The following is a 24,743-nucleotide window of genomic DNA, read 5'->3' as shown; positions in this document are numbered from 1 at the left end:
AGACCTGACTTTAATGCATTATTTTTGGATATGGAACTACTCTTGGACTTTTGGAGTCTCTCGACGCCCGGTTTGAGAGTATGTTTATTAGCTAATTTGGCTAATTCTTATACTTTTTACGGGGCCTCATCTGCCTCAAGCCTCCTGTACTGGTAAAACTGTCACTCAGGGAATTCGCTTGTTAGGAAATTTGTCTTTCTTCTGAAACTTATAAATTTAAGGCTTGTGAAGCTGGCTGAAGCATTGAGCTACTACTTGTTAGTCGATATTTTTTTCTAATTCACCGCTTCTTCTCTTGGAAAAAGTGGCTTGGATGAGGGGTAAAGTTGAGGGGCTTTGTGGGGGGAGTGCTTTGTTTGCGGTCGCTAATGGGTTTTAGGGGGGGTTATAGAGTGGTGGACTCGCCTAAAAAAAAGGGCCGGCAAAGCCGACCCTTTCGATCTTCTTAGAGGTTTAACTCTTAGAAGCTCATGCTGTACTCAGCGTACAATACACGACCAGTATTGTCGTATAGGTTGTAGTGGTCACGAGCAAACTTGCCATCTTTATCCAGAACTGGATCTTCGTTGGTCAGGTTGCGAGCACCAATCTTAATCATGCCGTAAGATTCTGTATCGATGCTGTAGGACAGATTCACTGTGGTCCAGGACTCCAGGTCTTCTCCACTCTTAACTAGCTCACCACTATCAGTAACATTGGTGAACTCATCGTGACTAGCAACGTAGTCAACAGTCAGGTCTACAGAGTGTTGGTCCATGCTCCAGCCAATACCAAATTGACCACGGAAGTCTGGGTACAGGTTAAAGCCAGAAACATCCTGAACAGGGCCTTGGTAGTAGGCATCAGTATCATAGGACAACTGGTGGCTCACCAAAGTGCTAAGTGAGAGAAGTCCGTAAGGAAGTTCAAAGCTACCATCAACAGAAATATCGAGGCCAGTTACGTCAAGAACACCAGCGTTGGTGGTCTGAGAGTAGAAAACAGTCGAAGCACTGGAGCCATCACCGGTAAAGTAAATGCCACTTTCTTCTGTCAGCTCGACACCAGAGGCCCAAGCATAGAACATGCTCTGAACAGTTGGCTGATAGATTACGTCATCAACTTCTACGTTCCAGAGGCTCAGGTCCAGAGTCCAGTCGTCGATGAACTCCCAGTTACCGCCGATGGACATAGAAGTGGAGGTTTCCGCTTCAAGGTCCTCGCTAGTGGAATAGTAGATATCCCACTGCCTGTAGGTTTCAGTGACTGGGTTGGTAGCACTCTCAGCAGAGAAGGACGATGGGCCGTACAGCTCGTCAAGAGCCGGAGCACGGAAGCCTTTACCCACTCGAGCGCGCAGGCTGAGGGTGTCAGTAACGCGGTAGCTGGCAGACAGGGTCGGAGCAACATTAGAGCCAAAGTCACTGTAGTCATCGTAGCGAAGAGCGGCACTAACTTCGATTGCGTCAGTTACTGGCATAATGGCTTCAGCGAACAAGGCGACTACATCGCGATCACCGCTGGAAGAGTTACCAGAACTGCCACCTACGTAACCAGCTTCGGAGGCTGCGTCGTATTGGTTACCGTATTCCATGTTGTAAGCTTCGGCACCGGTCAGGACAAGGGTCTCACCTGCACCGAACCAGTCGCCAACACCAAACTGCACATGACCGTAGGCTTTGGACATGGCTGTGAAGTTGTCCTGAGAGGTACTTGCCTTCATTGCATCGGCACCCGCTTCGGAGAGGGGATCGATGTCATTTGCAAGTACGTAATCGAGGCCAGTGTAAGACAGGTAGTAGCTACCGAACTCTTTAGACTCGTAACGACCGGTTTGAACGTAGGTTTCATAGCTCACGTTGTCAGACAGATCGCCACGAAGCCCCAGGGTAACATCGTACTGGTAGTCAGTAACAACGTTGTCACGGGGGCCAATGTTGGTCCAGCGGTAATAGCCAGTCAGAGTGTAATCGTCAGTGATTGTACCGTCGGCTATCAATGCGTCGATTTCATCAGTAGTAAACGGATTATCTGCATAGTCTACAGGTACGTCAGACCAGGTAGCTGCTGGCGGAGCATAACGGCCAAAAGACTCTACTTTCGAGAAGAGAACGTTGGAGAAGAACTCTACTTTGTCAGAAATCTCGTAGTTGGCGGTCATGTAGGTGTTGACGCGCTTCAGTTCTGCTTTGTTCGCTGAGATATTGCCGTAAGGGTAAGCACAAAGAGTTCCGTCGGTATCACCGAAAACGCTAGAACCCTGCTCCTGGAACACTGAGTCAGAATCACAGCTATTAGTAGCTCGGTATGATTCGTAGCCTGTTGTGCTGTCTGAAAGCAGCATGGTTCTTCCGTAGTAGGAATAACCATCTGTATCAATATATGTATCTATCGCGCCATCGCCATTTTGATCCTGAATCCAAGGCGCTGTGTAATCGCGATCACCATCGAAGATTGGGTCACGACGGTCAAACTCGGCAGCAAACGTGATATTGCCACGGTCACCGCTGATACCGGTGATAAAGCTGAAGGACTCTTCAGAGCCATCATCCTCAGAACGGTCACCACGGCGAACGGAGAACTCGAGACCGTCGAAATTCTCGCGCATTACCATGTTCACAACACCTGCTACAGCGTCAGAACCGTAAACGGCGGAAGCACCATCGGCAAGGATATCGATGCGCTCAACAGCGGCCATCGGAATCATATTCAGGTTGACAGTTGCTGCACCCAGGTTAGGGGAGCCAGGCAGACGGCGACCATTCAGCATAACCATAGTACGCTGATCGCCCAGGCCGCGAAGGTCAACAGTGGCGTTGGACTGAGCGGAGCTACCGGAGCGCTCACTGAAAGAACCCAGAGAGTTCAGGGGAGTATTGCGCAGGGTGTCAGCAATCATCAGGCTGCCACCGGCCTCAATGTCGGCACGGTCCATGCTCACTACTTGAGCTGCTTCATCGAAATTGGTGCGCTTAATGCGGGAGCCAGTAACAACAACTTCCTCAACGAGGGTAGCGTCATCTTGTGCAAAGGCAGGCATTGCCGGAACCATGATCGCTGCTGCAGTCAGACCTAAGGCCCCTTTTACAGCTGCGGACAGGAGATTCTTTTTCATTGTCAATCCTCTCTTGATCGTTGGATTTATAGTCTTTTGCCATAAGTGGCGATCGTTAAAAGTGACTACCCCCAAGTGGTCACTTTCCTCCCAACAAAGAACAAGACGATTGGCGGGCAGAACCCCTCATAAGAATCGTATTTTTTTTCTAATACTACGTATTGTCAGGTTTGTTATGTATAGGGGTGGTTGCTATTTAAGCAGTTGGGGTGTTTTCTGAGCTTATTACTGTTTCTACTGCGCTTCTAGGCAGTGGAATCAAAGCTTGAAGGAGAGGCTGCCGTAGAAAAAGCGGCCGGTGAGGTCGTAAGTTTGATAGTCGTAATTATTGCTTACGGCAGTTGAGGCAAATGGTGGCGAGCGGTCTAGCAGATTGTTAACACCAGCTGTCAATTTAAGTCGCTGATTGGCAGTAAAGGTGAGTTGTAAGTCGTGCGCGGACCAGTCACTGATCGTGCGGTTGTCTTCAATACCTTCAATATTTGTATAGGACTCTTCAAGGCCGCCTACGTAATGAACGGTGTACCCTGCTCCCCATGGGCCTTTCTTCCAGTAAATCCCTGCATTTGCTTTCCACTTGGGAAGTGAGCCTGCACCGCCGGTCAATATGTCAGTAAAGGTACCCGTGAGATCCTGTTTGGTTGATTCGGGAGAACTTTGGTTGAGGTAATGTAGTGTGCGACTGATATTCAAGGCGAGTTGGATGTGGCTATTAACGCCAGGGTGGAATTCATAGCGGAAGGCTGTGTCGTAGCCGCGAATTTCTCGGTTGCCCTGGTTTATACGTGATGCGTAAATTTGGGTGACATCACCATAGCCATCGCGAATAACGAGATCCGTATAGCGGTTGAAGTAAGCATTTTGCTCTAGAAGAAACTGGGGGTTGGTAGCGATGACCTTATCTTCTTTGATGTCGTAAAGATCGAATGTCCCACTGAATCCTTCAATTGCAGCTGGTTGCCAGGTGACTCCCAGTGATAGTGTGCGGGAAGTTTCTGGTTTCAGGTCCGGATTGCCACTGAACTCAGTCAGGTACTGTACCCGAGAGCTGTCTGCTTGACCTTGGCATCCTGGAAGACTGATTGCGTTAGAGCTTGTGCAGGGGTCAAATAAAAACTCTTGGGTCTGATAACCTTCCTGGTTCATATCCGTCAGGGTGGGGGCCCTGAAGCCGGTCGTATAACTGCCGCGAATGAGTACTGATTCTATTGGCTTCCATCTCACAGCAAGTTTTGGGTTGCTAGTATCCCCAAAGTCATCGTAATGCGAGGTTCGGATAGCTCCGTCCAGCCATAAACTGTCCGGCGAAAGCGGAATTGAGATCTCGGCAAATGCCTCCTTGATTATGCGGCTGCCTTTCGTCGAGCCGGGGGCGTGCCCCCCAATAAACGAAAGTCCCGAACTGTCATTGGAGTATAGGTTTACACTCTCGCGTCTGAACTCAAGTCCGGCTGCGGCGAGAATGTTTCCTGCCGCTATCCTTTTGATGATGCCGTCAGTGATAAAAGTTAGCGAGGTCATGCGGGAATTGCTGGTCGTAACGCTCTTGCCCCGAATGAAGTTCAGTTGCTCTTGGCTGATGCTGCCGCTAGGGCCTAGAAGGTTAATTGGGATGCAGGAGGTGGTTTCATTGCAGGTATCGGGCCCTTTAAGTCCAATCGATAGGGCGTATGGGTCTATAACATTACTCAAGCTCTCCTTCTTGTGGGTTTGGTGAGTTGAGGCATTTAGTTCCCACTGCCAGTCATCCCAGAAACCCTTTAGCCCTGTGTTTATCCTCCAGGTGTTCGCCCGGTTTTCTTGAGTTCGGGCACCTAGCTCGACGATACGTCGACGTACATCGTAAATGTCCTGACCGAAGCTGTTATAAATATTGTCTGCAGATATCGTCAGATCGCCATTGTCGAATCGGGTAAAGACGGGGGTGGGGGACGATGCTGCTTCTCCTGTTGAGCGCACTCCCATAAACTCAGAGAAGGCAAGGGTGCTCTCTCCAATATCCAGATTGCCAGCTATATAGAAGGAGTCACTCTGCGTTGCTGGAATAGCTGAAGAGTAGTCGCTATAGTCGAACTTATCCTCCGGCGACCAGTCCTGATATGTACCAGATGAGAGGTTGGTTAATATTTCATCCTTGCTTATAGCAATAAACCCTTCAGGGATTGCTGACGATCGCTGATCAGAGCCACCTTCATTGCGGCTGTCGGCCGACTCCGAAACCCCTCTGTTGCGACTCATAACCTCTGCTTGGCGGGTCTGCGAGAGGTTGAGCATCACTTGAGCGCGATCATTTTTCCAGCCCCAGGTTAGTTGATGAGATTCGCTGCGGCGATCACCCTGTTGGGCTTGTCCGTAGTAGCTTTTTACAGCAAGGCCTTCAAAGTTCTTTTGCAGGATAATATTAACCACCCCGGCAATGGCATCAGAACCATAAACAGCTGAGGCTCCATCTTTTAAGATTTCTACTCTCTCGACAATCGACAAAGGGATGGTATTTAAATCCGTTGCTTCACCGTTAAATCCATCACTGATAATCCTTCGCCCATTAATTAACACTAATGTACTACTTGCTGGAAGGTTGCGTAGAGAGACTGTGGCTGTCCCGTCACTTTCCTGGCTAACAGATGTGCTGGTTGAGTTGCCCGATATTGCAGGTAGGAATTGAAGTAGATCCGCAATAGTTTGGGCGCCAGTCATTTCAAGTTGATCGCGAGACAGTCTATCGACTGGCAGGTATCCGTCGGATTGAAAATGGCGTAAATGGCTGCCGGTTAAGCTTTGCCCGGTGACGGTTACCTCTTCCGTTTGTGTAGGGGTGGGAAGGGGCGTGGATGTTGGGTCTGCTGTTGATGACTCGATAATTGCGACAGAGGAGGGGCCGACTTTTTTAAAGGAAAGGGGGGCTTCTTTGAGTAGTTCGGTCAGGGCGGGTTCAAACCGGCCTTGTGGACTCTGTAGTAATTGCTTATTTACTCGATAGTTTGCAGCAAAAGAAGTTCTAACAAGTAGTGATATTTTGCATTGTTTTCCCAGTGATATAAGGGCCTGTGATAGGCTTCCTGAGGATATCTGGATCCCAGACTCTGGGCACTGGGCGAGGGCAGCACTGGGAAGGATGAGTGCTGTCGCAAGGGATATTTTTATCCAGTGCTTAAAAGTCAAAAGGATGCCCATTATTTAGGTGCCAGCCATTGTAGGCGGCAACGGTGTCGCTATTTTGGTTTTATGGGCGGACTAACCTAATTGGACAAGAAACAACCGCCCTGAGGGACGGTTATAACTTAGTTATTCGCGGGAGACAAGATAGTCAGGTTGGTGTTACTGCGGTCTTGCTGTAAATCCAGTGCAGTTGCGATGGCTTTTAGGGTGCTGTCCGGATCAGAAACCTCAAAAGTTCCAGATACAAGTCGGTTTTCCACTTGGGGCGAAGCAGCAACGGGTACATTGAGGTAGCGGTTTAGCTCTGTGAGAGCATCCTTAAGCGGGGTCTTTTCAAAGACTAGTAAGCCTTTTGTCCAGTCCGTGGCCTCTTCCGGGGAGGTCCGACCGATTGGGCTGAGTCCGCGGTCAGATACGCTGACTTTTTGGTTCTTAACCAACTGCACTGACTCAGGTTTCAAGCCAGGAGCGCTTTCAGCCTCGGTGACTGAAACTGTACCTTCGGTTACAGATACCCGTGTGTTTTCAGGGTTTAGCTCTACATTGAACTCGGTTCCCAAAACCCGGATATTGGCGCTACCCGCAGAGACGGTGAATGGACGTGATGTTTGCCTGGCTACTTCAAAGAATGCCTCGCCGCGAACTAGCTCGGTTCGGCGCTCGTTCCGGTTATAGATTACTCTCAGCTTACTGTTGGAGTTCAGTTTTACTTCGGAGCCATCAGGTAGGCTGATGGTTTGTATTTGGCCGAGTTCTGTTGCATACATCTGAGCCTGGGTTTCGCCCCCCATACCTTGGAAACTTACCCACAGGGTTACAATCGCTCCGCAGGTTGCGAGCCCCCCGCCAATGAGCCACTGGGGTAGGGTCCAACTCTTGGGTTTGGTAGCTTTGGTGGACTCTGTTCTATTGAGGTTTCTTTTCTTTTGGGATGGAATGCTTTCAGGGAAAAGAGTTTCCAAAGGCATTTTGGATAGAGCTCCCAGGTCGCCCCACAGCTCAGTGATTTCTGCAAAGGCCCGCTGGTTCTCCTCGACGGAGCACCACTCTTTAAATTGAGAGCGATCGGCTAGAGTAATCGAATCAGAGCGCAGGCGAGCCACCCAAGCGCAAGCCTGATCCAGGCTGTCTTCGCTTACTGCTTGCTTCGGGTTGGTTCTCATGGCTGCTCAAATACCTTGTATCTTTAAACTTTAATTAGCACTGTGATGCTAAAAAGAGCATCTTACTCAAAATTCTCCGATTTGTGTGGCCTTTACCTTGTGGTGCGTAGGTCAATACAAAACAATTCCGGAAATTTCTCTTAGTTAGCAGTGAAAGATGCTGCTAATAGCAGGGATCTTAGTGCGGCTCAATTTCTTAATTGGTCCTTGCAAGCTGAGACGGCTGAACAGGTTTCCCCCTCAACTAATTTTTTGACTTGGCGAATCAGCAGTTTATGACTGCATTTTTAGTTATCGTTAATATTAACGTCGCGCTTGGAGTATGCCTGGCCGGAAGACTGCTTACCCATTAGGGTTCACCTTTTTGCGGCAGGCTCTCAAGGCTTGCAAAATATACTTTTCTACACTGCTCACCGAGATATTCATTTCTTGGGCAATCTCGCTGTAGGAGAGGCCACGTGTCCTGTGCAGGAGAAATGCTTGGCGGCACTTGAGGGGCAGCTTATCCATGGTTTCGTAGATGGACTGCAGCTGCTGGCGGGCTGCCAGTACCCTTTCTGGTGACTGATGGTCCGCGTGGTCGTCGGTGTAGGGCTCTCCTTCCATGGGAGCTTGCTGGCTTACATACTCTACGTGCAGCTTGCCTCGGCGCAGCTGGTCTACGGCCAGGTTATTGGCAATCTGATAGAGGTAGGCCCGTGGATTCTCGAGTTCCTTTTCATCGCTGAGTTTTTGCAGGCGTAGATAGGCGTGTTGGGCGATATCCTCGGCATCGTCAGGGCTTTTTACAATGCGAGAGACAAAGCGCACCAGGGCCTGTCCGTGCTCGGTAAACAGCCTTTCAAGAAGCGTCTTCCTGGCCTTATTCATTACTGATCGTGATCCCCGTACCCTGCTCGCTGTAGTTATGGACTGATTGTTCTTAGTGCGAGCTGGCGCACAGTTATATCACAAGCATTGGTTTCGCTACGAGAGGTACGATCGAACTTGAATGGTCACACTCTCCGATTCTCTATGCCTGAAGATGGATGCCGGTATAATGGCGGCCGCGCCACAGGCGCAGACAATAAGACCTTGCAGAGGTGTGTCGAGCACCGGAGATTGAATGAGTTATCAAGTACTGGCACGGAAGTGGCGGCCGAAGCTGTTTCGCGAGATGGTGGGACAGGAGCATGTTCTCCAGGCGTTGATCAACGCCCTGGATAATGGTCGCTTGCACCACGCCTACCTCTTTGCCGGTACCCGTGGTGTGGGTAAAACCACGATCGCACGAATCCTGGCCAAGTGTCTGAATTGTGAAGAGGGAGTCAGTTCTGAACCCTGTGGCCAGTGCCACACTTGCAATGAGATTGCCGATGGCCGTTTTGTCGACCTGATCGAAGTGGATGCAGCCTCGCGTACCAAGGTCGAAGATACTCGTGAACTGCTTGAGAACGTGCAGTACGCACCGACCCGGGGTCGCTTCAAGGTTTACCTGATCGATGAAGTCCATATGTTGTCGAACAGCTCGTTTAACGCGCTGTTAAAAACCCTCGAAGAACCGCCCCCCCATGTGAAGTTTCTGCTGGCAACGACTGATCCGCAGAAGTTGCCGGTGACTGTGTTGTCCCGCTGTCTCCAGTTCAAGCTGAAGAATATGAGCCCCGAGCGGGTTGTGGGGCACTTGAAGTTTGTGTTGGAGCAGGAGCAGGTCCCGTTTGAAGAAGGAGCCCTGTGGCATCTCGGTCGCGCCGCAGATGGCAGTATGCGAGATGGGATGAGTCTTACCGACCAGGCCATCGCATTTGGTGGGGGGCAAATTACCGAGGCAGAAGTGCGCGGTATGCTGGGCAGTATCGATACCGGCTTGGTGTGGAAGCTGCTGCAAGCCTTGTCTGAAGAGGACGCACAGGCTTTATTTGCCACAGTTGCTGAGTTGTCCCAGCAGGCCCCTGATTACAGTGCTGCGCTGGCAGAACTCGCCGACAACCTGCACCGCATTGCAGTGGCCCAGGTGTTGCCTCAATCTATCGATAATTCCCTGGGTGATGGTGAGCGACTGAGAAATTTAGCTGGGCGTATCGCCCCGGAAAATGTGCAGTTGTATTACCAGATGGCCCTGCTGGCCCGGCGTGACCTGCCTTTGGCCCCGGATCAGCGCAGTGGCTTTGAAATGGCTCTGCTGCGGATGTTGGCTTTCCGCCCCCAGGGTGTTGCGGATATTCCCCGTTCGCCACTGCCATCGGCTTCCGAACCCGTTTCACCAGCACCGGCTCCAGAAGCGCTACAGCCACAGGCTCCTGTAGCGCCAGAAGTACCGGAGGTCAGCCCGGCAAAAAAGCCTGAAGCGGCACAGCCGCAGGCTGTTACAAAGGTTGATGTGGCTCCCCCGCAGGTAGTGCAGGGCCTGCAGCCGTCGCAGAATCAGGCAGAGCAAAGGGAGGCAGAGCCTGCAGCCCCAACTGAAATGGTCAGTGAGTCAGCGACGGAGGCTCAGCCGGAGCAAATTATAAGCCCGCCCCCTGTTCGGGGAGTGGCAGAAGAGCGTCCCCAGCGTAAAGATGTCCTGGCCGAGCTGCGCCAGCGAGTTGCGGAAGTGGAGTCGGCGCCGGCACCACAGCAACCAGTACCACAAAATACGGTGAATACCTCGCGGGAGGCTCCGGTAGAAAGCCGCAGTCAGGAAGTGCCAAAAGGGCGTTTGGAAGCATTAACGCCTGGCAGTTGGCCGGTAATGTATGGACAGCTGGGTATTACCGGTATTTTGCACTCCATTGCCCAGCACTTGGAGATGGTGGGCAGGCAGGACAATATACTCTCGTTCACCCTGGATGAATCCTACAGCAGCCTCTACGACGAAGTTCACCAGCGGCGTCTGGGGGACTCTCTGGCTGACTTCTTCCAACAGCCTGTGGTAGCGCAGATACAAGTAGGGCAGGTACATGGGAGTACCCCCGCCCGATTAGTCGCAGCTACCCGCCAAGCGCGGCTTGAAGCTGCCCAGGATGCACTGGTCGCTGACCCACTGGTTCAAGAATTACAGACAGAATTGAGTGCGGAACTGGTGCCGGGCTCCGTAGAATCACTAGTAGTAGAAGATTAATGACAATTAGGGCCCGGTTTATTCCGGGGCCACATGCACAAGATAGAGGTTACCTATGAAAGGTTTGGGCGATTTGATGCAGCAGGCCCAGAAGATGCAGGCTGACATGCAGGAAAAAGTGCAGAAGATGCAGCAGGAGCTGACTGAACTGCGCATTTGCGGTGAGTCTGGGGCGGGTATGGTCAAGGTGATGATGAATGGTCGCCACGATGTGGTATCTGTGGAAATTGATCCCTCCCTGATGACTGAGGAGAAGGAAATGCTGGAAGACCTGCTGGCCGCTGCGGTCAACGACGCTGTGCGCCGTGTAGAGGAAAAAACACAGGAACTGCAAAAGCAGGGGATGGGAGACCTGACTTCAGGTATCAATTTGCCTGAAGGCTTTAAGTTCCCCTTTTAAGAAGTGGCCATCCACTGGTTTTGAGTTTGTATGTTTAGTCCCCTGATTGAAGAGCTGATCCGCGCGCTCCGCTGTCTGCCCAGTGTGGGCCCCAAGTCCGCGCAGCGCATGGCGATGTACCTGTTGGAAAAAGACCGAGAAGCTGCCTCCCTGCTGGCCCAGAGTTTGGCACGAGCGGTGGAACAAGTGGGGCGCTGTGGGCAGTGTCGCACCCTGACAGAGGAGCCCGTTTGCTCATTGTGTAGCAATAGCCGGCGCGAGCAGGACTCACTGTGCGTGGTTGAGACGCCCGCTGATGTTCTGGCTATTGAGCAGGCCGGTAATTACCACGGTCGCTACTTTGTCCTGCATGGGCATCTCTCGCCCATCGATGGTATTGGCCCGGGGGACCTGGGGATCGACTTGCTGGAGCAGAGGCTCGCTACTGAGCAGTTGCGCGAACTTATTGTCGCCACTAACCCTACGGTAGAAGGTGAAGCTACCGCGCAGTACATCGCGGAGAGAGCTCGTGCCCAGGGGGTGACGGTGAGCCGGATTGCCCACGGTGTGCCCATCGGCGGAGAGCTGGAATATATCGATGGCGGCACTCTCGCCCACGCCTTTAATAGTCGAACCGCATTTTTTTCCGGCAGTTGAGTGATATCGATGACAGAAATAGATACCACTCCACGCTGGGTCGACAGTTACGAGCAGCTGGTAGAGTTGTGTGCAGAATGGCGCAAGCAGAGTGCGGTAGCCCTGGATACCGAGTTCATGCGCAGCCGTACTTTTTATCCCCAGCCGGCGCTGGTCCAGGTAGGTGATGGAAAACACTGCTACCTGATCGACAATTTGGCGATTGAGGAGTTACAGCCGCTTCGCGACCTCTTGCTCGATACCGCTGTCACTAAAATCATGCACAGTTGTAGTGAGGACCTGGAAACCCTGGAGCGCTTACTAGGCGTGATTCCCGAGCCCATTTTTGATACCCAAATTGCCGCTGCAATCTGTGGTATGGGAGCAGGCTTGGGTTATGCGGCGACAGTTAACCAGCTACTGCATATAGAGTTGCCCAAGAGTGAAACCCGCTCGGACTGGCTGCAGAGACCTCTCAGCGATGCACAGAAAACCTATGCCGCCCTCGATGTTGCTTGGTTGCCGGTACTCTACGGCGTACTGGTAAAGGACCTCAATGCGAAGGGGCGCCTGGAGTGGTTGCAGGAAGACTGTGCATCATTGGTGGTCACGGCTCGAAACCCGAGCCCACCTGAGATTTACTACCAAAAAGTGAAAGGTGCCTGGCGCCTGCGCAGTAAACAACTGGCAGTGCTACAGGATGTGTGTGCCTGGCGCGAAAAGCAGGCCAGGGCGCTGAATATGCCGCGCAATCACTTGTTGAAAGAGAATATCTGTCTCGGCTTGGCCCAACAGTTGCCGCGGCATAGAGGTGCCTTGAGCCAACTGGGTATGGAAGGGCGAGCTCTGCGTGAGCACGGCGACGCCCTGTTAAAAATCGTTGCCCAAGCCTGCGGGAGAAGCGATCCACCTGCGCGAATGCAGCAGCCCCTCAACCGGCAGCAGGGAGAAATCCTCAAGCAACTGCGGCTTGAGATGGTGTCTATTGCCGAGCGGGCCGGGTTGCCTGCCGAAATATTAATTCGCAAAAAAGAGCTGGAAGCCTTGGTCCAGGCCCGTCGACCCGAGTTAGAGGGTCGGCTCAGAGGGTGGCGGGCCGATGTGATTGGCCACCCTTTGCTCGAAGCTCTGAAACAATTGCGTAAAGAGGAATTGAAGTGAAAATTTTATGCGATATTTATCGCAGTCCAAATAAAGACGAGATGTATCTGTACGTGGATAAGCGCGAGGGCACTGCGAGGGTTCCCAAAAATCTACTGGAGCTTTTCGGCAAGCCGCAGCACGTCACTACGATGTTGGTGACGCCGGACAAAAAACTGGCCCGTGCGGAGGCGGACAAGTTGCTCAAAGAGGTGCGCACTCGCGGCTATTACTTACAGATGCCGCCAATAGCCGATTCCGAAATGAGTGAAATCGCGCTGAAGAACAGCAAGTTGCAACGCTGAGTCGAGCTAAATGGCACAGGAGCCTTTTTGGCGGCGGAAAACGCTGGAGCAAATGAGTCGATCCGAGTGGGAGCAGCTTTGTGACGGTTGTGGTCGCTGCTGTCTGCATAGTTTGGAGGATGAGGATACGGGTGAGGTCTACCTCACTAATGTGGCCTGCCGCCTGTTGGATACCCATTCCTGCCAGTGCAGCAAGTACAGCCAGCGCAAAGCCCATGTTCCCGGATGCATTCAGTTGCGTATAGAGGATATTGCCGAATTCGATTGGTTGCCGCTCACCTGCGCATACCGCAGCCTTGCGGAAGGGCGCCCTCTTGCGGACTGGCACCCATTGGTATCGGGAGACCCGGAATCCGTTCATCGGGCGGGGATATCGGTGCGTGGGCGCGTTGTCAGTGAAGAGTCGGTTCATCCAGGCGATATGGAGGATCATATTGTCTCTTGGGTTGAACAGGGTTGATCGCAAACGGGAACTGCGACCTGTGAACGCCTTTGGATATTGCGCATAATTAAGGAGCCTCTGAATAACTCCGTAATGCCTCTGCGGGTCTTGAAGGCTGCAGATGTTAGGCGCAGCTCGCCGCGAATGGCCGTAGCCCTTTGCAAGAGCTGCAACACAGCAGATGCGGCCTTCAAGGCCCGCCCTTCGGGGCATTCGGAGCGATTCACACTCCGCGTTGCGACTTCTTGAAAGGTCTAGACATTCCTGCGAAGCCGCGCCTTGATTGTGAACCGCTCTGCATGCCAGAGGCATCACAGAGTTACTCAGAGGCTCCTCAAATCATTCTTCGGATCGATTTATGGCTGGCAGTGCTTGTCTGCGAAGCGGCGTAAATATGCCGGTTCCGAGCGAGTGACGATGTAAAGGACCCTGGCATATTTGCCCGATATTGGATCGGTGTGCCAGAAAGTAGAGTGAGAGAATGACAGAAGATTTCCAATTTGCCTGGATGGTATACGCCGCTTCAACACTGGTTATGCTGTTGGCGGGCTGGTGGTTTATGCGCAATTGGCGCTGGAGTTGGGTACGCCAGACTCTACTGTTAGTGGCTGCGGCGGTGTTGCTGGCGCCGGCAAAGACCTCTGTAGCGGAGTCAGTTGCTGTGCCGGTGTTGCCGCTATTTGTTTATCAAACGCTGTTTGAAGAAAATGGAGCGGCGCCAGAAGTCACTACCAATTTGATATTCGCTTCGGGTGGAGCCCTGGCGATCATGGTTGTTTGGGGGATTGTCAGCTTGCTGATGAGGTTTCGCCGGGATAGGCGTCGTCGCTTTGATGAAGATCCCTACTTTAACGAACAATAACCCAAGATATGGCTGTCATGCCTGAGGGCAGGGTAGCCATTCCCCCAGTATTTTTTGTTGCACTTTAATTCACTTGCGCAGCCATCGTCTCTCCTCGACGCCTATATCCAGGCCTTCACTCGGTTGCTCGTATCAAAGGCGCTAAAACCCTTTAGACCGACAACCCCAGTCAATGACAGCTGCTATATCTATTAAGCTGGTTCCCGCTGTGGCGCAATGCAAAACAATGTAAAAGCCGCGTCACTTTTCTGCCAGGTATCCAGTAACAACAAGAGGCGGCTGTATCCAGCATGTGGGAAATACCTCGCACCTAATAGGGGAAGAGGGCAAGGGCAGTCGTGAATAGAGTGAAATATTCAGTTCAATACCCACTTGCCCGGATTGGCAGTGAGAGCCGAATGGCTGAGGAATGCTGATGCTCGATCACCTGCTTATATTGACTGCAGTAATGCTGGTTTCGGGCATTTTGGGTGGGCTGGTCAATTACTATCAAATGCTGTTCACCGAAGAAGATCCAGCGGGGCTCGCACGTTGCCTGATTATGGGGCTGTGTGGCGCCTTGATGGTGCCGATATTCCTTAAATTCACCCAGAGTGACTTGTTGATAGAAATCCAGGGTGACCCCTCGCGTTTATTGATTTTTACCGGTTACTGCCTGCTCGCTGCAATTGCATCCCGTATGTTCGTGTTTAACGCTGCGCGGCGCCAGTTGCGCGACGCCAGTATTGCCCGCGCCCGAGTAGAGAATATGGAGCAGGAACTGCGCACCATGCAGTTGGAAATGATGCCCCTATTGGAGCATGAAATTGAGGGCGATCCCGAGCAGGGGCCGACCATCGATTTCAATCAGATCCGTAAATTGGATGACAATGCCCTACAGGTGCTGCATTTGTTAAATACCGGGGAGTGTGTATTTCGGTCTCTTTCCGGCATGGTGCAGGACAGCGGTATGGAAACCAATTCTATAGCCCGCGCCTTGAATAGCTTGCTGGTGTTGGAGATGGTCGGGAAAATTCACAGTCACCTGGGCATCCGCTGGTATATCACCGGCAAAGGTCGCCAGGTTGTACACCGCCGCAGTACCCAGATGGCCTAGGCTGCTTCGGTAAGCCCACGCGTACTTTCAAGGCTCGCCCTGCGGGACTGGCAAATTTCCCCAGCGCAAGCTGGTCATCCAAATTGAGCGTTACCGCCTCGCCCCCAACCTGTTGTTCAATTATCATTCGCTAAAAGAGATAGTTAGCCTCGACGACAGGATTGGAGCAGTTATGAAGTTTACCGGTACCGAAAGCTATGTAGCGACCGAAGACTTGCAGATGGCGGTGAATGCGGCCGTTACCCTGCAGCGCCCACTATTGATCAAGGGTGAGCCCGGCACCGGCAAAACACTGCTCGCCGAGCAGGTAGCAGAGAGCCTCGGACTAAAGCTGATCCAGTGGCATATTAAATCCACCACCAAAGCCCAGCAGGGCCTGTACGAGTACGACGCGGTATCCCGCCTGCGGGACTCCCAACTGGGGGTGGATAAGGTTCACGATATTGGCAACTACATTAAGCGCGGCAAGCTTTGGGAGGCCTTTGCGGCAGAAGAGCGCGTGGTGCTGCTGATCGATGAAATCGATAAAGCGGATATCGAATTCCCCAACGACCTGCTGGTTGAGCTGGATCGCATGGAGTTCTTTGTCTATGAGACTGGAGAAACCATCAAGGCCAAGCAGCGCCCCATCGTAATTATCACTTCCAATAATGAGAAAGAGTTGCCGGACGCCTTTTTACGCCGTTGCTTTTTCCATTACATCAGCTTCCCCGATCGTGACACCATGCGCAAAATTGTCGATGTGCACTACCCAGGGATCAAAGGGCAGCTGGTGGCCGAGGCAATGGATATTTTTTTCCAGCTGCGCGAGGTTCCAGGCCTGAAGAAAAAGCCTTCTACCTCTGAGCTGATCGATTGGCTCAAGCTGTTGATGGCTGATGATATTCCCGGGGAGATCCTGAAAAACAGCGATAGCAGCAATGCCATTCCGCCGCTCTACGGTGCCCTGCTGAAAAACGAGCAGGATGTCCATATGCTGGAGCGCCTGGCGTTTATGGCCCGTCGCGATAATCGCTAAACTGTGTTGGTTAATGTCACCGAGGGCTTAGGTTGTCCTCGGTGATTTCGGCCCGGTTTAACCGGGTGTTATTTTTTCCCTGTGCTGACTGCGAATTATTATGCTGATTGGCTTTTTCCAGAATTTACGCCGCTATAAATTACCGGTAACCATCACCGAACTGCTGGCCCTGCTTGAGGCATTACAGCAGCGCCTGGTGTTTGCCGACCTTGAGGGATTTTACTTCCTTGCCCGCGTTTGCCTCGTCAAGGACGAGAAGCACTTCGATAAATTTGATCGCGCTTTCGACGCCTATTTTAAGGACCTTGAGACCCTCGACGACATTGTCGAGCAAATGATTCCCGAGGACTGGCTGCGTGCAGAATTTATGAAACAGCTGACCGAAGAGGAAAAGGCCCAGGTGCAAAGCCTCGGTGGCTTGGAAAAACTACTGGAGGAATTTAAAAAGCGTCTAGAGGAGCAGAAGAAGCGTCACAGCGGTGGTAATCGCTGGATTGGTACTGGCGGCACCAGCCCGTTTGGCAATAGTGGTTATCATCCCGGCGGTATCCGTGTGGGCGGCAAGGGGCGCAATCGCTCGGCGTCAAAGGTTTGGGAGAAGCGCCAGTTTAAAAATCTGGATGACAGTATCAGTCTGGGCACCCGCAATATCCAGGTGGCTCTGCGCAAGTTGCGCAAATTTGCCCGCACCGGTGCCGCGGAGGAACTGGATCTGGATAACACCATTTCCTCTACTGCACGCAACGCAGGGTTACTGGATATTCAAATGGTGCCGGAGCGACATAATGCGATTAAGGTGCTGATCTTCTTCGATGTAGGGGGCTCTATGGACCCCTATGTGCGCGTCTGTGAAGAACTGTTCTCCGCCTGTCGCTCCGAGTTCAAGCATCTCGAATATTTTTATTTCCACAATTTTGTTTACGAGCATGTGTGGAAAGACAACCAGCGGCGCTATAGCGAAAATACCTCGCTGCTGGAAATACTGCGCACCTATGGCAAGGACTACAAAGTAATTTTTGTCGGCGATGCGTCTATGGCGCCCTACGAAATTACCAGTCGTTTCGGCAGTGTCGAACATATGAATGAAGAGCCCGGTGCGGCCTGGATGGAGCGTGTTACCGATACCTACAGTAACCTGATCTGGTTGAATCCTGTAGGAGAGGAGTACTGGCAATATACTCCCAGTATCGGTATGACCCAGAGACTGGTGGACGGGCATATGTATCCGATGACCCTGGAGGGGTTGGATCGAGCCATCGCTTATTTGGTTAAAGGGCGTTAAAAAGCTGATCGCTTTTTCAGGTAGCACCTTAGGTGCTACCTGCTATTCGTGGGGTTTCGTTAGTTGCTCAACTAGAGAGAGAAGCGAAAAATCGCTTCGTGGAGTCATTATTAATGAGAAGCCACTGGGTTTCTCTATCTCTTTTCCCCCAGTATTAATCCCATTTTCTACGATAGAAAACAACGGCAGATGACACTGGGGGGTGCCCCAAAGCCCTGCAATAGCGGTTAAACCCAATAGTCGCTGGCGATTTGTTTGTACTTTGCTGGGTTCACTATCGGTCCCTTTCTTAATTGCGGTTGTGGGGGTGGTTGGTACTAGTAAAACGCTACTGTTGTCCGGTAGTAATGTTTCCATCAACTTGCACCACTGTTGTCGTTTTTCGTTGGCCCAGGATATCTCATCGTCGGTAATTGATAGGGCCATAGTAATTCTCGTGGCGATGTCCTCTGAAAATACCGGCCGGTATTTTCGCAACCAGTCTCCGTGAGTATTGGCGATGGCGCGGCCCTGCAAAATTCTGAATACATCCGCCAGTTCGCCCAGTAATTCAATGTCAGACAGGTGTTTAATCTCGCAGATAGGAAATTGATTATTTAATGTAGGAATAAATTCCTGGATTGCTGATTGAATGGGCGTATCTGCCAGTTGACTTATCTCGGGGCAAGTAACCAGGCGGGTTACTTTATTTGCGGACAAGTGCTGTGACGGGATTAGAATTTTGCCGACGTCTACAAGTAATGAAGGAGTTTGACTAAACCAACCGACAGTATCAAAGCAGGGTGCTAAACCGAAAACACCTTCGGTAGGAATAAGTGAGTGACTGGTTCGAATGCCGAATAAACCACAATAGCTTGCAGGTACCCTCACCGATCCGCCGGTGTCGGTGCCTAAGCCAATATCGGCTGTTCCTGAGGCCACGGCGGCGGCCGATCCCATAGAGGAACCCCCACAAAAATAGCCGGGCAGTTTAGGGTTGTCGGCAGAACCGTAGTGTAAATTACTCCCCTGCATGCTGTAGGCGAGTTCATCAAGGTGAGTAAACCCAGTAAAGGTTGAGCCGGCCTCCAGTAATTGCTGCAAGCTAAGTGCGGTTTTATTGGCAGGAGGGTGGGTATTAAACCACTCGGGGCTGCCTGCCGTATTTTTCTCCCCTTTCAATTGAAAGAGGTCTTTGACCGCTAAACGTACGCCTGTTAGTGGTCCGGAATCTGATAACGTTAAAGAGCGTGGTCCGTGCTCGCAAAATACGCCTTTTATGGGTTGGCTCCCTTATTTGTCATTACCGCTAAAATGCTTCGGCGGTACACCGTCGTGATCGGCGGTGATGCTCAGTTCCTCCTTGGTGGTTTCGCCCACCTTTACGTGAACCTCTTCTGCACCGTGCATCCAGTCCACCAGTTTCTCGCGAATAAAGTACAGGATAATTCCGGCAATAATTGCGGCCAGGGCTACTCCGCCAAAGGTTGCGAGTGGGCCGGATACACCAACGAGTTTACCGATCTCTGCGGCTCCTTTGTTGGCAATACCAATAAAGGCAAACCAAAGCCCCATCATCAGGGATAAATAGCGCAGCGGAGATAATTTAGTTACGACAGAGAGCCCAATTGGCGATAGGCAAAGTTCGCCAATGGTGTGGAAAATATAGGCAAATACCAGCCACCAAATACTCGCTTTAATGGTCTCTGAATCGCCAATTTGCAGGGCGGCACCGCACATGGATAAGAATCCCACGCCGAGAAAAACTAGTCCCAAACTGAATTTGGCCGGTGAGCTGGGTTCCCGGTCTCCCATGCCTACCCAGATACTGGCCATAATCGGCGCGAGGATAATAATAAACAGAGGGTTAACCATCTGCAGCCAACTGGCGGGAATCTCCCACCCCAGCACATTCAGGTCGGTTCGATATTTGGCGAATAAGTTCATTGAGCCGGCAGCTTGCTCAAAGCCAGCCCAAAAAATCACGATAAACACACCCAGCACCAAAATAACTTTGATGCGGTCGCGCTCCTCTTGAGTCAACGGGCGGCGCTTATCGACGTCCTCATCTTTCTTGTCTTTCAGTTCCAGGTGCGCAGAAGGTTCTACACCGATTTCTCCCAGGTAGCGTTTGGCTTGGGTCAACTGCAGGATTAGGCCGGCTAACATGCCAAGGCCAGCGACGATAAAGGCCAGCTGGTAATCCACCTTTTCCCCAATCCAGCCCACCAGTAGGTAACCGAGGATAGAGCCCAGGTTGATGCCCATATAAAAAATGGTAAAGGCGGTATCCCGGCGGTGGTCACCTTCCTCGTAAAGGTCCCCGACCATGGTAGAGATATTTGGCTTGAAGAAACCGTTGCCGATAATCAGTAAGGCTAACCCGATCCATAGCATATAAATTTGGCTGCCATTTGGCAGCCAATCGTGGGGGAATCCCAGGGCGAACTGCCCCAGCATCATCAAGGTGCCGCCGAACATAATACAGCGGCGCTGGCCCCAGCGATTATCTGCCATCCAACCGCCAATAATGGGGGTTAGGTAGACCAGCATTGCATACCAGCCCAGGTAGCTGAGGGCTTTGGATTGCAATTCGGTATCGGTCAGTTGTTCCCAGCCGAAGACTGCGGCAGTCGCTGTAGAGGTCAGGTAGAAGACAAAAATACCACGCATGCCGTAGTAGCTGAGACGTTCCCACATCTCAGTACCAAACAACAGGAAGAGTCCTTTGGGGTGGCCAAACAGCTGGCCTGCGCTGGCGGGGGGCTTGGGCTTGATCTCTTGCATAGTACTGCTCGCAAGGTATGACCCTGAGGAATTGCACCAGCAGTATAGGCCGTGCCCCTCAGAAGAAGTGCTATTCGCACCAGTATAGATGAGCGCCACAATAAGGTTTGATAGCCCTGCGGTGCTCAAGGGGTATAATCCCGCGTTTGCCATTGCTGTACGAATTATGAGTCACACCGAAGCAGAAAAAGTACTGGGGGCGCTGCAGGCCCGAATCTCCGCGACCATGGGGCGTGACCGCTATGGGTTGCGCAGGACTGTCAAAAATGTGCGCCGGCGCCAGAAAGAGGGCAAGCCGGTAGATCGCATGTTGGCCCAATTGGAGCAACAGCTCCAAGCGTCTGAGACCCTGGTGGAGGAGCGCCGGCGCAAGTTGCCGGAAGTGCAGTGGCCGGAGTCTTTGCCAGTGGTAGCGCGGCGGGAGGAAATCGCCGAGCAGATCGAGAGAAATCAGGTTGTAGTGATTGCCGGTGAAACCGGTTCTGGTAAAACCACTCAGTTACCAAAAATTTGCCTGTCACTGGGCCGGGGAATTTTCGGCCAGATCGGCCACACTCAGCCGCGCAGGATTGCCGCGCGCACTGTAGCCAATCGAATTGCTGAGGAACTGGGGCAGCCCCTGGGAGAGTCCGTCGGTTACCAGGTGCGCTTTACCGACCACAGCACCGAGCATACCCACGTCAAACTGATGACAGACGGTATCCTGCTGGCTGAAATTCAGCGCGATCCCCTGTTAAATAAATACGATACGTTGATCATCGATGAGGCCCATGAGCGCAGCCTTAATATTGATTTTCTGTTGGGCTATTTGAAAACCATACTGCCCAAGCGCCCTGACCTGAAACTGATAATTACCTCGGCCACCATCGACCTAGAAAAATTTTCCCGGCACTTTGGCGATGCGCCGATTATCGAGGTTTCCGGTCGTACCTACCCGGTGGAAGTTCACTATCGCCCCGCAGCGGATACGGATGCAGATCTCAACGAGCAGGTGGTCACTGCTGTGGAGGAGTTGCTGCACGAGGAAAAGTCCAGCAGTCGGCGCGGTGGGGATATCCTGGTATTTATGAGCGGCGAGCGGGAAATCCGCGAGTGCGCCAAGGCTTTGCGCGATGCACAGATAGCGCAATTGGAAGTGCTGCCCTTGTATGCCCGCTTGAGCCTTGCGGAGCAAGCCAAAGTTTTCCACGGCCATAAAGGCCGTCGCATTGTACTCGCTACCAATGTGGCAGAGACCTCTATTACGGTGCCCGGTATCCGCTATGTGATCGACCCGGGTACTGCACGAGTGAGCCGCTACAGCTACCGCAGTAAAATTCAGCGGCTGCCTATAGAGCCGGTTTCCCAGGCCAGCGCCAACCAGCGTGCCGGTCGCTGTGGCCGTGTCAGCGCCGGTGTTTGTGTGCGCTTGTATGAAGAGCGGGATTTTGAGCAGCGCCCGGAATTTACCGATGCGGAAATCCTGCGTACGAATCTGGCCGCAGTCATTCTGCAAATGTTGCAGTTGCGTATCGGTGATATCCGCGAGTTTCCATTTGTCGATCCGCCGGACCCACGACTGATTAATGACGGCTATAAATTGCTGCAGGAATTACAGGCGGTAGATGAGCAGGGCCGGGTCACTAAATTGGGGCGATCCCTATCTAGGTTGCCTTTAGACCCGCGCCTGAGCCGTATGTTATTGGCGGGGGCAGAGAATGGCAGTGCGCGGGAGCTCTTGATTATTGTCGCCGCTCTGGCCGTGCAGGACCCGCGCGAGCGCCCGGCAGAAAAGCGCCAGGCTGCGGATGAAAAGCATCGCCAGTGGCAACATGAACAATCGGATTTTTTATCCTTCGTTCAGCTGTGGGATGCCTTTGAAGTCCAGCGTCAGGAACTGAGTCAAAATCAGTTGCGCAAGTGGTGCCAGAAAAACTTCCTGTCCTGGCTGCGTATGCGCGAGTGGAGAGATATCCACCACCAGCTGCGTGTGGCCTGTCGCGATCTCGAAGTTAAAGAAAACAAAGAGCCGGCGGAATACGAAGCGATACACCGAGCCATCGTGGTGGGATTGCTGGGCAATATTGGCGCGCGGGATGAAAACAAGGAGTTTAACGGCTGCCGCAATCGTCGTTTCCATATTTTCCCAGGCTCCGGTCAATTTAAAAAACCTCCCCGCTGGGTGGTGTCTGCCCAGTTACTGGAGACCAGCCGCCTGTTCGCCCATACCGTAGCCAAGGTCGAGCCCGAGTGGATATTGGCCGCCGCGCAGCACCTGGTTAAGCGCAATTATTTTGAACCCCATTTTGACGCTCGCTCCGGGCAGGTAATGGCCTTTGAGAAGGTCTCCCTTTACGGTTTGGTGCTGGTGGAAAAACGCCGAATCCCCTACGGCAAACTGGACCCGCAAACTTCTCGGGAAGTGTTTATTCGCCAGGCGCTGGTGGAGCAACGCTATCGCGGTAAGGGCCGATTTTATAAGCACTATCTCGACCTGTTGAAGTCCCTGGAAGAGCTGGAAGCCAAATCCCGTCGCCGGGATATTCTGGTGGATGATGAAGTGGTGTACCGTTTCTTCGATGAGCGTATCCCAGCGGATATCGTCAACCTGGCTGGATTTGAGCACTGGCGCAAGAAAGCGGAATCCAGCGATACACAGCTGCTGTTTATTCCCCGCGACTTATTGATGCAGCAGAGTGCCGATCATGTGGGAGAGGCCCAATTCCCCAATGAGTTGCAGGCGGGCGGTATTGTCTATCCGCTCAGCTATCACTTTGAGCCTGGCAGTGTGGATGATGGCGTCAGTATCCAGGTGCCGGTTGCAGCGCTGCACCAGGTGCCGGCAGCTCGCCTCTCCTGGTTGGTGCCGGGAATCTTGCGGGACAAGTGCATCGCTCTGGTAAAAGCCCTGCCCAAGCAGTGGCGCAAGTATTTTGTGCCAGTGCCGGCTGCGATAGATAAGGCTTTGCCCCGACTGCGTGCAGACAATACCCCGTTGTGGCAGTCGTTGGCTCTGGAGCTGAAGCGCCAGACAGCGCAGCAGCTGCCAGATGAGGTATGGGAGTCTGCGGAACAGGCCCTGGAAGATTATTACCGTTTCAATATCCAGGTGATGGATGAAGCCGGTAAATTGCTGGATCAAGATCGGGATTTGGCCCTATTGCAGGCGCGCTACCGGGATCGGGTACAGCAGGGGCTGGCAACAGCTGGCGACAGTTTTGAGCGGGAGGGTATTTCCCGATGGGACTTCGGTAATCTTCCAGAGACCCACACCCTCAACCAGGGCGGGCTCAAGGTGCGGGCTTACCCCGCGCTGGTTGAAGGAAAAGACAGTGTTTCCCTGAAGCTACTGGATAACCCCAGTGAGGCTCGCAGGCTTACTCGCGCCGGTATTTGCCGTTTGGCTCTGTTGCACTTGCCGGAGAAGGTGAAGTATCTGCGCAAAGAGCTGTTGCGAGGCAAGGAGCTGGGGCTTTCTGCAGCGGATCTGGGGCGCCGTGAGGAGGTAGCTGACGACATCCTGATGGCAGCCGTGCGCGAAGTTTTCTGGCCCAAAGAGGAGTTGCCGCGCACCGAAGCTGAATTCCTGGCCGCTTTGGAAAATGACGGTGACTTGGTGGGGGTGGCCCAGGAGATTGGTGATCTGTTGGTCAAGGCCCTGGCTCAGCTGGTGCCACTGCGCAAACAAATCAAACAGCAGAAAAACCTGGCGGTCGCAATGGCGGTGGGGGATATCCAGCAGCAACTGGCTGGGCTCTTCTACCGAGGCTGCTTGTTTGATACTCCGCTGTCATGGCTGCGCCAGTACGGCCGCTATCTGAAGGCGATCGCAATGCGCTTGGAAAAGGCCGCTCTCGACCCTAACCGTGACCGAAAACTGCAAGTTGAATACCAGAAGGCGGCGGAGCCTTACTTGGCGCAAGTGGAGAAATATTCACCCAGAGAACTCTCTGCAGAGGCAGAATTGCGTGAGTTTCGCTGGATGTTGGAGGAATTTCGTGTTTCCTTATTCGCGCAGACTCTAAAAACCCTGATGCCGGTGTCATCCAAGCGCTTAAGCAAGTCATGGGCAGAAATTGATGGGAAAGGTTTGCTTGGTTGATTTTCTCTATGGAAAAGAGATCACAAAAAAAATTTTGATCAAGTGTAAGAATTTGATGGAGAGCCCGACAGAAGTACTGAAAGCAGGCCTGGAGCCCAGAATGACCCCTTGATACCGGTTATTTTGTGGCGGGTTCTATTCAATGACTGATTTTTGTTTCGCAGCATTATACTTCTGCGGAGTGGAAAAAAGTCTCTTGTACTTTTTATTGCTAAGGACACCTAGTTAGGAGATTCAC

17 protein-coding genes are annotated in these 24,743 nt (G+C 52.4%); 11 read left to right on the top strand and 6 right to left on the bottom strand.

What is annotated here, in order from left to right; translation table 11 throughout:
- Positions 1-460: 460 nt before the first annotated feature.
- The 4 genes from ACJJIS_RS17950 to ACJJIS_RS17935 form a co-directional block, all read right to left on the bottom strand.
- Entirely contained in the window at positions 461-3,094 is a 2,634-nt protein-coding gene (locus tag ACJJIS_RS17950; protein WP_475708747.1) for a TonB-dependent receptor plug domain-containing protein, read from the bottom strand.
- Positions 3,095-3,352: 258 nt separating this feature from the next.
- Positions 3,353-6,268: a TonB-dependent receptor gene (locus ACJJIS_RS17945; protein ID WP_475708746.1), complete on the bottom strand. Its 2,916-nt coding sequence runs from the start codon at positions 6,266-6,268 to the stop codon at positions 3,353-3,355.
- A gap of 107 nt (positions 6,269-6,375) precedes the next feature.
- Positions 6,376-7,416: a FecR family protein gene (locus tag ACJJIS_RS17940; protein ID WP_475708745.1), complete on the bottom strand. Its 1,041-nt coding sequence runs from the start codon at positions 7,414-7,416 to the stop codon at positions 6,376-6,378.
- A gap of 342 nt (positions 7,417-7,758) precedes the next feature.
- Positions 7,759-8,286 carry an RNA polymerase sigma factor gene (locus tag ACJJIS_RS17935; protein ID WP_475708744.1) on the bottom strand — a complete coding sequence of 176 codons (528 nt, stop codon included), beginning with the start codon at positions 8,284-8,286 and terminating at the stop codon, positions 7,759-7,761.
- A 235-nt stretch (positions 8,287-8,521) separates the two neighbouring features.
- Here ACJJIS_RS17935 and dnaX point away from each other — a divergent pair, with 235 nt between their 5' ends.
- The 10 genes from dnaX (at position 8,522) to ACJJIS_RS17885 (ending at position 17,658) form a co-directional block, all read left to right on the top strand.
- Entirely contained in the window at positions 8,522-10,498 is a 1,977-nt protein-coding gene (gene dnaX, locus ACJJIS_RS17930) for a DNA polymerase III subunit gamma/tau (RefSeq protein WP_445363285.1), read from the top strand.
- A gap of 55 nt (positions 10,499-10,553) precedes the next feature.
- The gene (locus ACJJIS_RS17925) at positions 10,554-10,898 is read left to right on the top strand and encodes a YbaB/EbfC family nucleoid-associated protein (RefSeq protein WP_445360426.1); all 345 of its coding nucleotides are present in this window, start codon (positions 10,554-10,556) and stop codon (positions 10,896-10,898) included.
- A gap of 30 nt (positions 10,899-10,928) precedes the next feature.
- Entirely contained in the window at positions 10,929-11,534 is a 606-nt protein-coding gene (gene recR / locus ACJJIS_RS17920; RefSeq protein WP_282934172.1) for a recombination mediator RecR, read from the top strand.
- 9 nt (positions 11,535-11,543) lie between these two features.
- Entirely contained in the window at positions 11,544-12,674 is a 1,131-nt protein-coding gene (rnd, locus tag ACJJIS_RS17915; protein WP_445363287.1) for a ribonuclease D, read from the top strand.
- Entirely contained in the window at positions 12,671-12,958 is a 288-nt protein-coding gene (locus ACJJIS_RS17910) for a YcgL domain-containing protein (RefSeq protein WP_475708743.1), read from the top strand. Before rnd ends, ACJJIS_RS17910 begins: the two co-directional genes overlap by 4 nt.
- Positions 12,959-12,968: 10 nt before the next feature.
- Complete coding sequence (locus ACJJIS_RS17905) at positions 12,969-13,418, top strand: YcgN family cysteine cluster protein (protein WP_475708742.1); 450 nt, start codon at positions 12,969-12,971, stop codon at positions 13,416-13,418.
- A 463-nt stretch (positions 13,419-13,881) separates the two neighbouring features.
- Positions 13,882-14,262, top strand: a complete 381-nt coding sequence (locus ACJJIS_RS17900; protein ID WP_282934168.1) for a hypothetical protein — start codon at positions 13,882-13,884, stop codon at positions 14,260-14,262.
- A gap of 415 nt (positions 14,263-14,677) precedes the next feature.
- Entirely contained in the window at positions 14,678-15,358 is a 681-nt protein-coding gene (locus tag ACJJIS_RS17895) for a YEATS-associated helix-containing protein (protein ID WP_108731891.1), read from the top strand.
- Between the two features lie 172 nt (positions 15,359-15,530).
- Positions 15,531-16,376 (top strand): AAA family ATPase, encoded by an 846-nt coding sequence (locus ACJJIS_RS17890; protein WP_475708741.1) that lies wholly within the window; start codon positions 15,531-15,533, stop codon positions 16,374-16,376.
- Between the two features lie 100 nt (positions 16,377-16,476).
- Positions 16,477-17,658, top strand: coding sequence for a vWA domain-containing protein (locus tag ACJJIS_RS17885; RefSeq protein WP_475708740.1), 1,182 nt, complete (start codon positions 16,477-16,479; stop codon positions 17,656-17,658).
- Between the two features lie 42 nt (positions 17,659-17,700).
- On the opposite strand, the gene ACJJIS_RS17880 is transcribed toward ACJJIS_RS17885, so the two are convergent.
- On the bottom strand, positions 17,701-18,918 hold the full coding sequence (locus ACJJIS_RS17880) for an amidase family protein (protein ID WP_475710368.1): 1,218 nt from the start codon (positions 18,916-18,918) through the stop codon (positions 17,701-17,703).
- A gap of 12 nt (positions 18,919-18,930) precedes the next feature.
- The gene (locus ACJJIS_RS17875) at positions 18,931-20,424 is read right to left on the bottom strand and encodes a peptide MFS transporter (RefSeq protein ID WP_475708739.1); all 1,494 of its coding nucleotides are present in this window, start codon (positions 20,422-20,424) and stop codon (positions 18,931-18,933) included.
- Positions 20,425-20,590: 166 nt separating this feature from the next.
- Here ACJJIS_RS17875 and hrpA point away from each other — a divergent pair, with 166 nt between their 5' ends.
- Positions 20,591-24,505 (top strand): ATP-dependent RNA helicase HrpA, encoded by a 3,915-nt coding sequence (gene hrpA, locus ACJJIS_RS17870; protein WP_475710367.1) that lies wholly within the window; start codon positions 20,591-20,593, stop codon positions 24,503-24,505.
- The last annotated feature ends 238 nt before the right edge of the window (positions 24,506-24,743 follow it).

Source organism: Microbulbifer maximicatervae (SeqCode), from assembly GCF_056231245.1.
Note: the sequence above shows the minus strand (reverse complement) of the source record. Positions and strands in the feature narration are given on the sequence as shown.

Excerpts from the sequence above, each read along its gene's own strand:
- ACJJIS_RS17895 (WP_108731891.1), top strand. The coding sequence starts at position 14,678 with ATGCTCGATCACCTGCTTATATTGACTGCAGTAATGCTGGTTTCGGGC.
- hrpA (WP_475710367.1), top strand. The coding sequence starts at position 20,591 with ATGAGTCACACCGAAGCAGAAAAAGTACTGGGGGCGCTGCAGGCCCGA.
- ACJJIS_RS17875 (WP_475708739.1), bottom strand. The coding sequence starts at position 20,424 with ATGCAAGAGATCAAGCCCAAGCCCCCCGCCAGCGCAGGCCAGCTGTTT.
- ACJJIS_RS17950 (WP_475708747.1), bottom strand. The coding sequence starts at position 3,094 with ATGAAAAAGAATCTCCTGTCCGCAGCTGTAAAAGGGGCCTTAGGTCTG.
- ACJJIS_RS17885 (WP_475708740.1), top strand. The coding sequence starts at position 16,477 with ATGCTGATTGGCTTTTTCCAGAATTTACGCCGCTATAAATTACCGGTA.
- ACJJIS_RS17905 (WP_475708742.1), top strand. The coding sequence starts at position 12,969 with ATGGCACAGGAGCCTTTTTGGCGGCGGAAAACGCTGGAGCAAATGAGT.
- recR (WP_282934172.1), top strand. The coding sequence starts at position 10,929 with ATGTTTAGTCCCCTGATTGAAGAGCTGATCCGCGCGCTCCGCTGTCTG.
- ACJJIS_RS17935 (WP_475708744.1), bottom strand. The coding sequence starts at position 8,286 with ATGAATAAGGCCAGGAAGACGCTTCTTGAAAGGCTGTTTACCGAGCAC.
- ACJJIS_RS17945 (WP_475708746.1), bottom strand. The coding sequence starts at position 6,268 with ATGGGCATCCTTTTGACTTTTAAGCACTGGATAAAAATATCCCTTGCG.
- dnaX (WP_445363285.1), top strand. The coding sequence starts at position 8,522 with ATGAGTTATCAAGTACTGGCACGGAAGTGGCGGCCGAAGCTGTTTCGC.
- ACJJIS_RS17900 (WP_282934168.1), top strand. The coding sequence starts at position 13,882 with ATGACAGAAGATTTCCAATTTGCCTGGATGGTATACGCCGCTTCAACA.
- ACJJIS_RS17925 (WP_445360426.1), top strand. The coding sequence starts at position 10,554 with ATGAAAGGTTTGGGCGATTTGATGCAGCAGGCCCAGAAGATGCAGGCT.
- ACJJIS_RS17940 (WP_475708745.1), bottom strand. The coding sequence starts at position 7,416 with ATGAGAACCAACCCGAAGCAAGCAGTAAGCGAAGACAGCCTGGATCAG.
- ACJJIS_RS17890 (WP_475708741.1), top strand. The coding sequence starts at position 15,531 with ATGAAGTTTACCGGTACCGAAAGCTATGTAGCGACCGAAGACTTGCAG.
- rnd (WP_445363287.1), top strand. The coding sequence starts at position 11,544 with ATGACAGAAATAGATACCACTCCACGCTGGGTCGACAGTTACGAGCAG.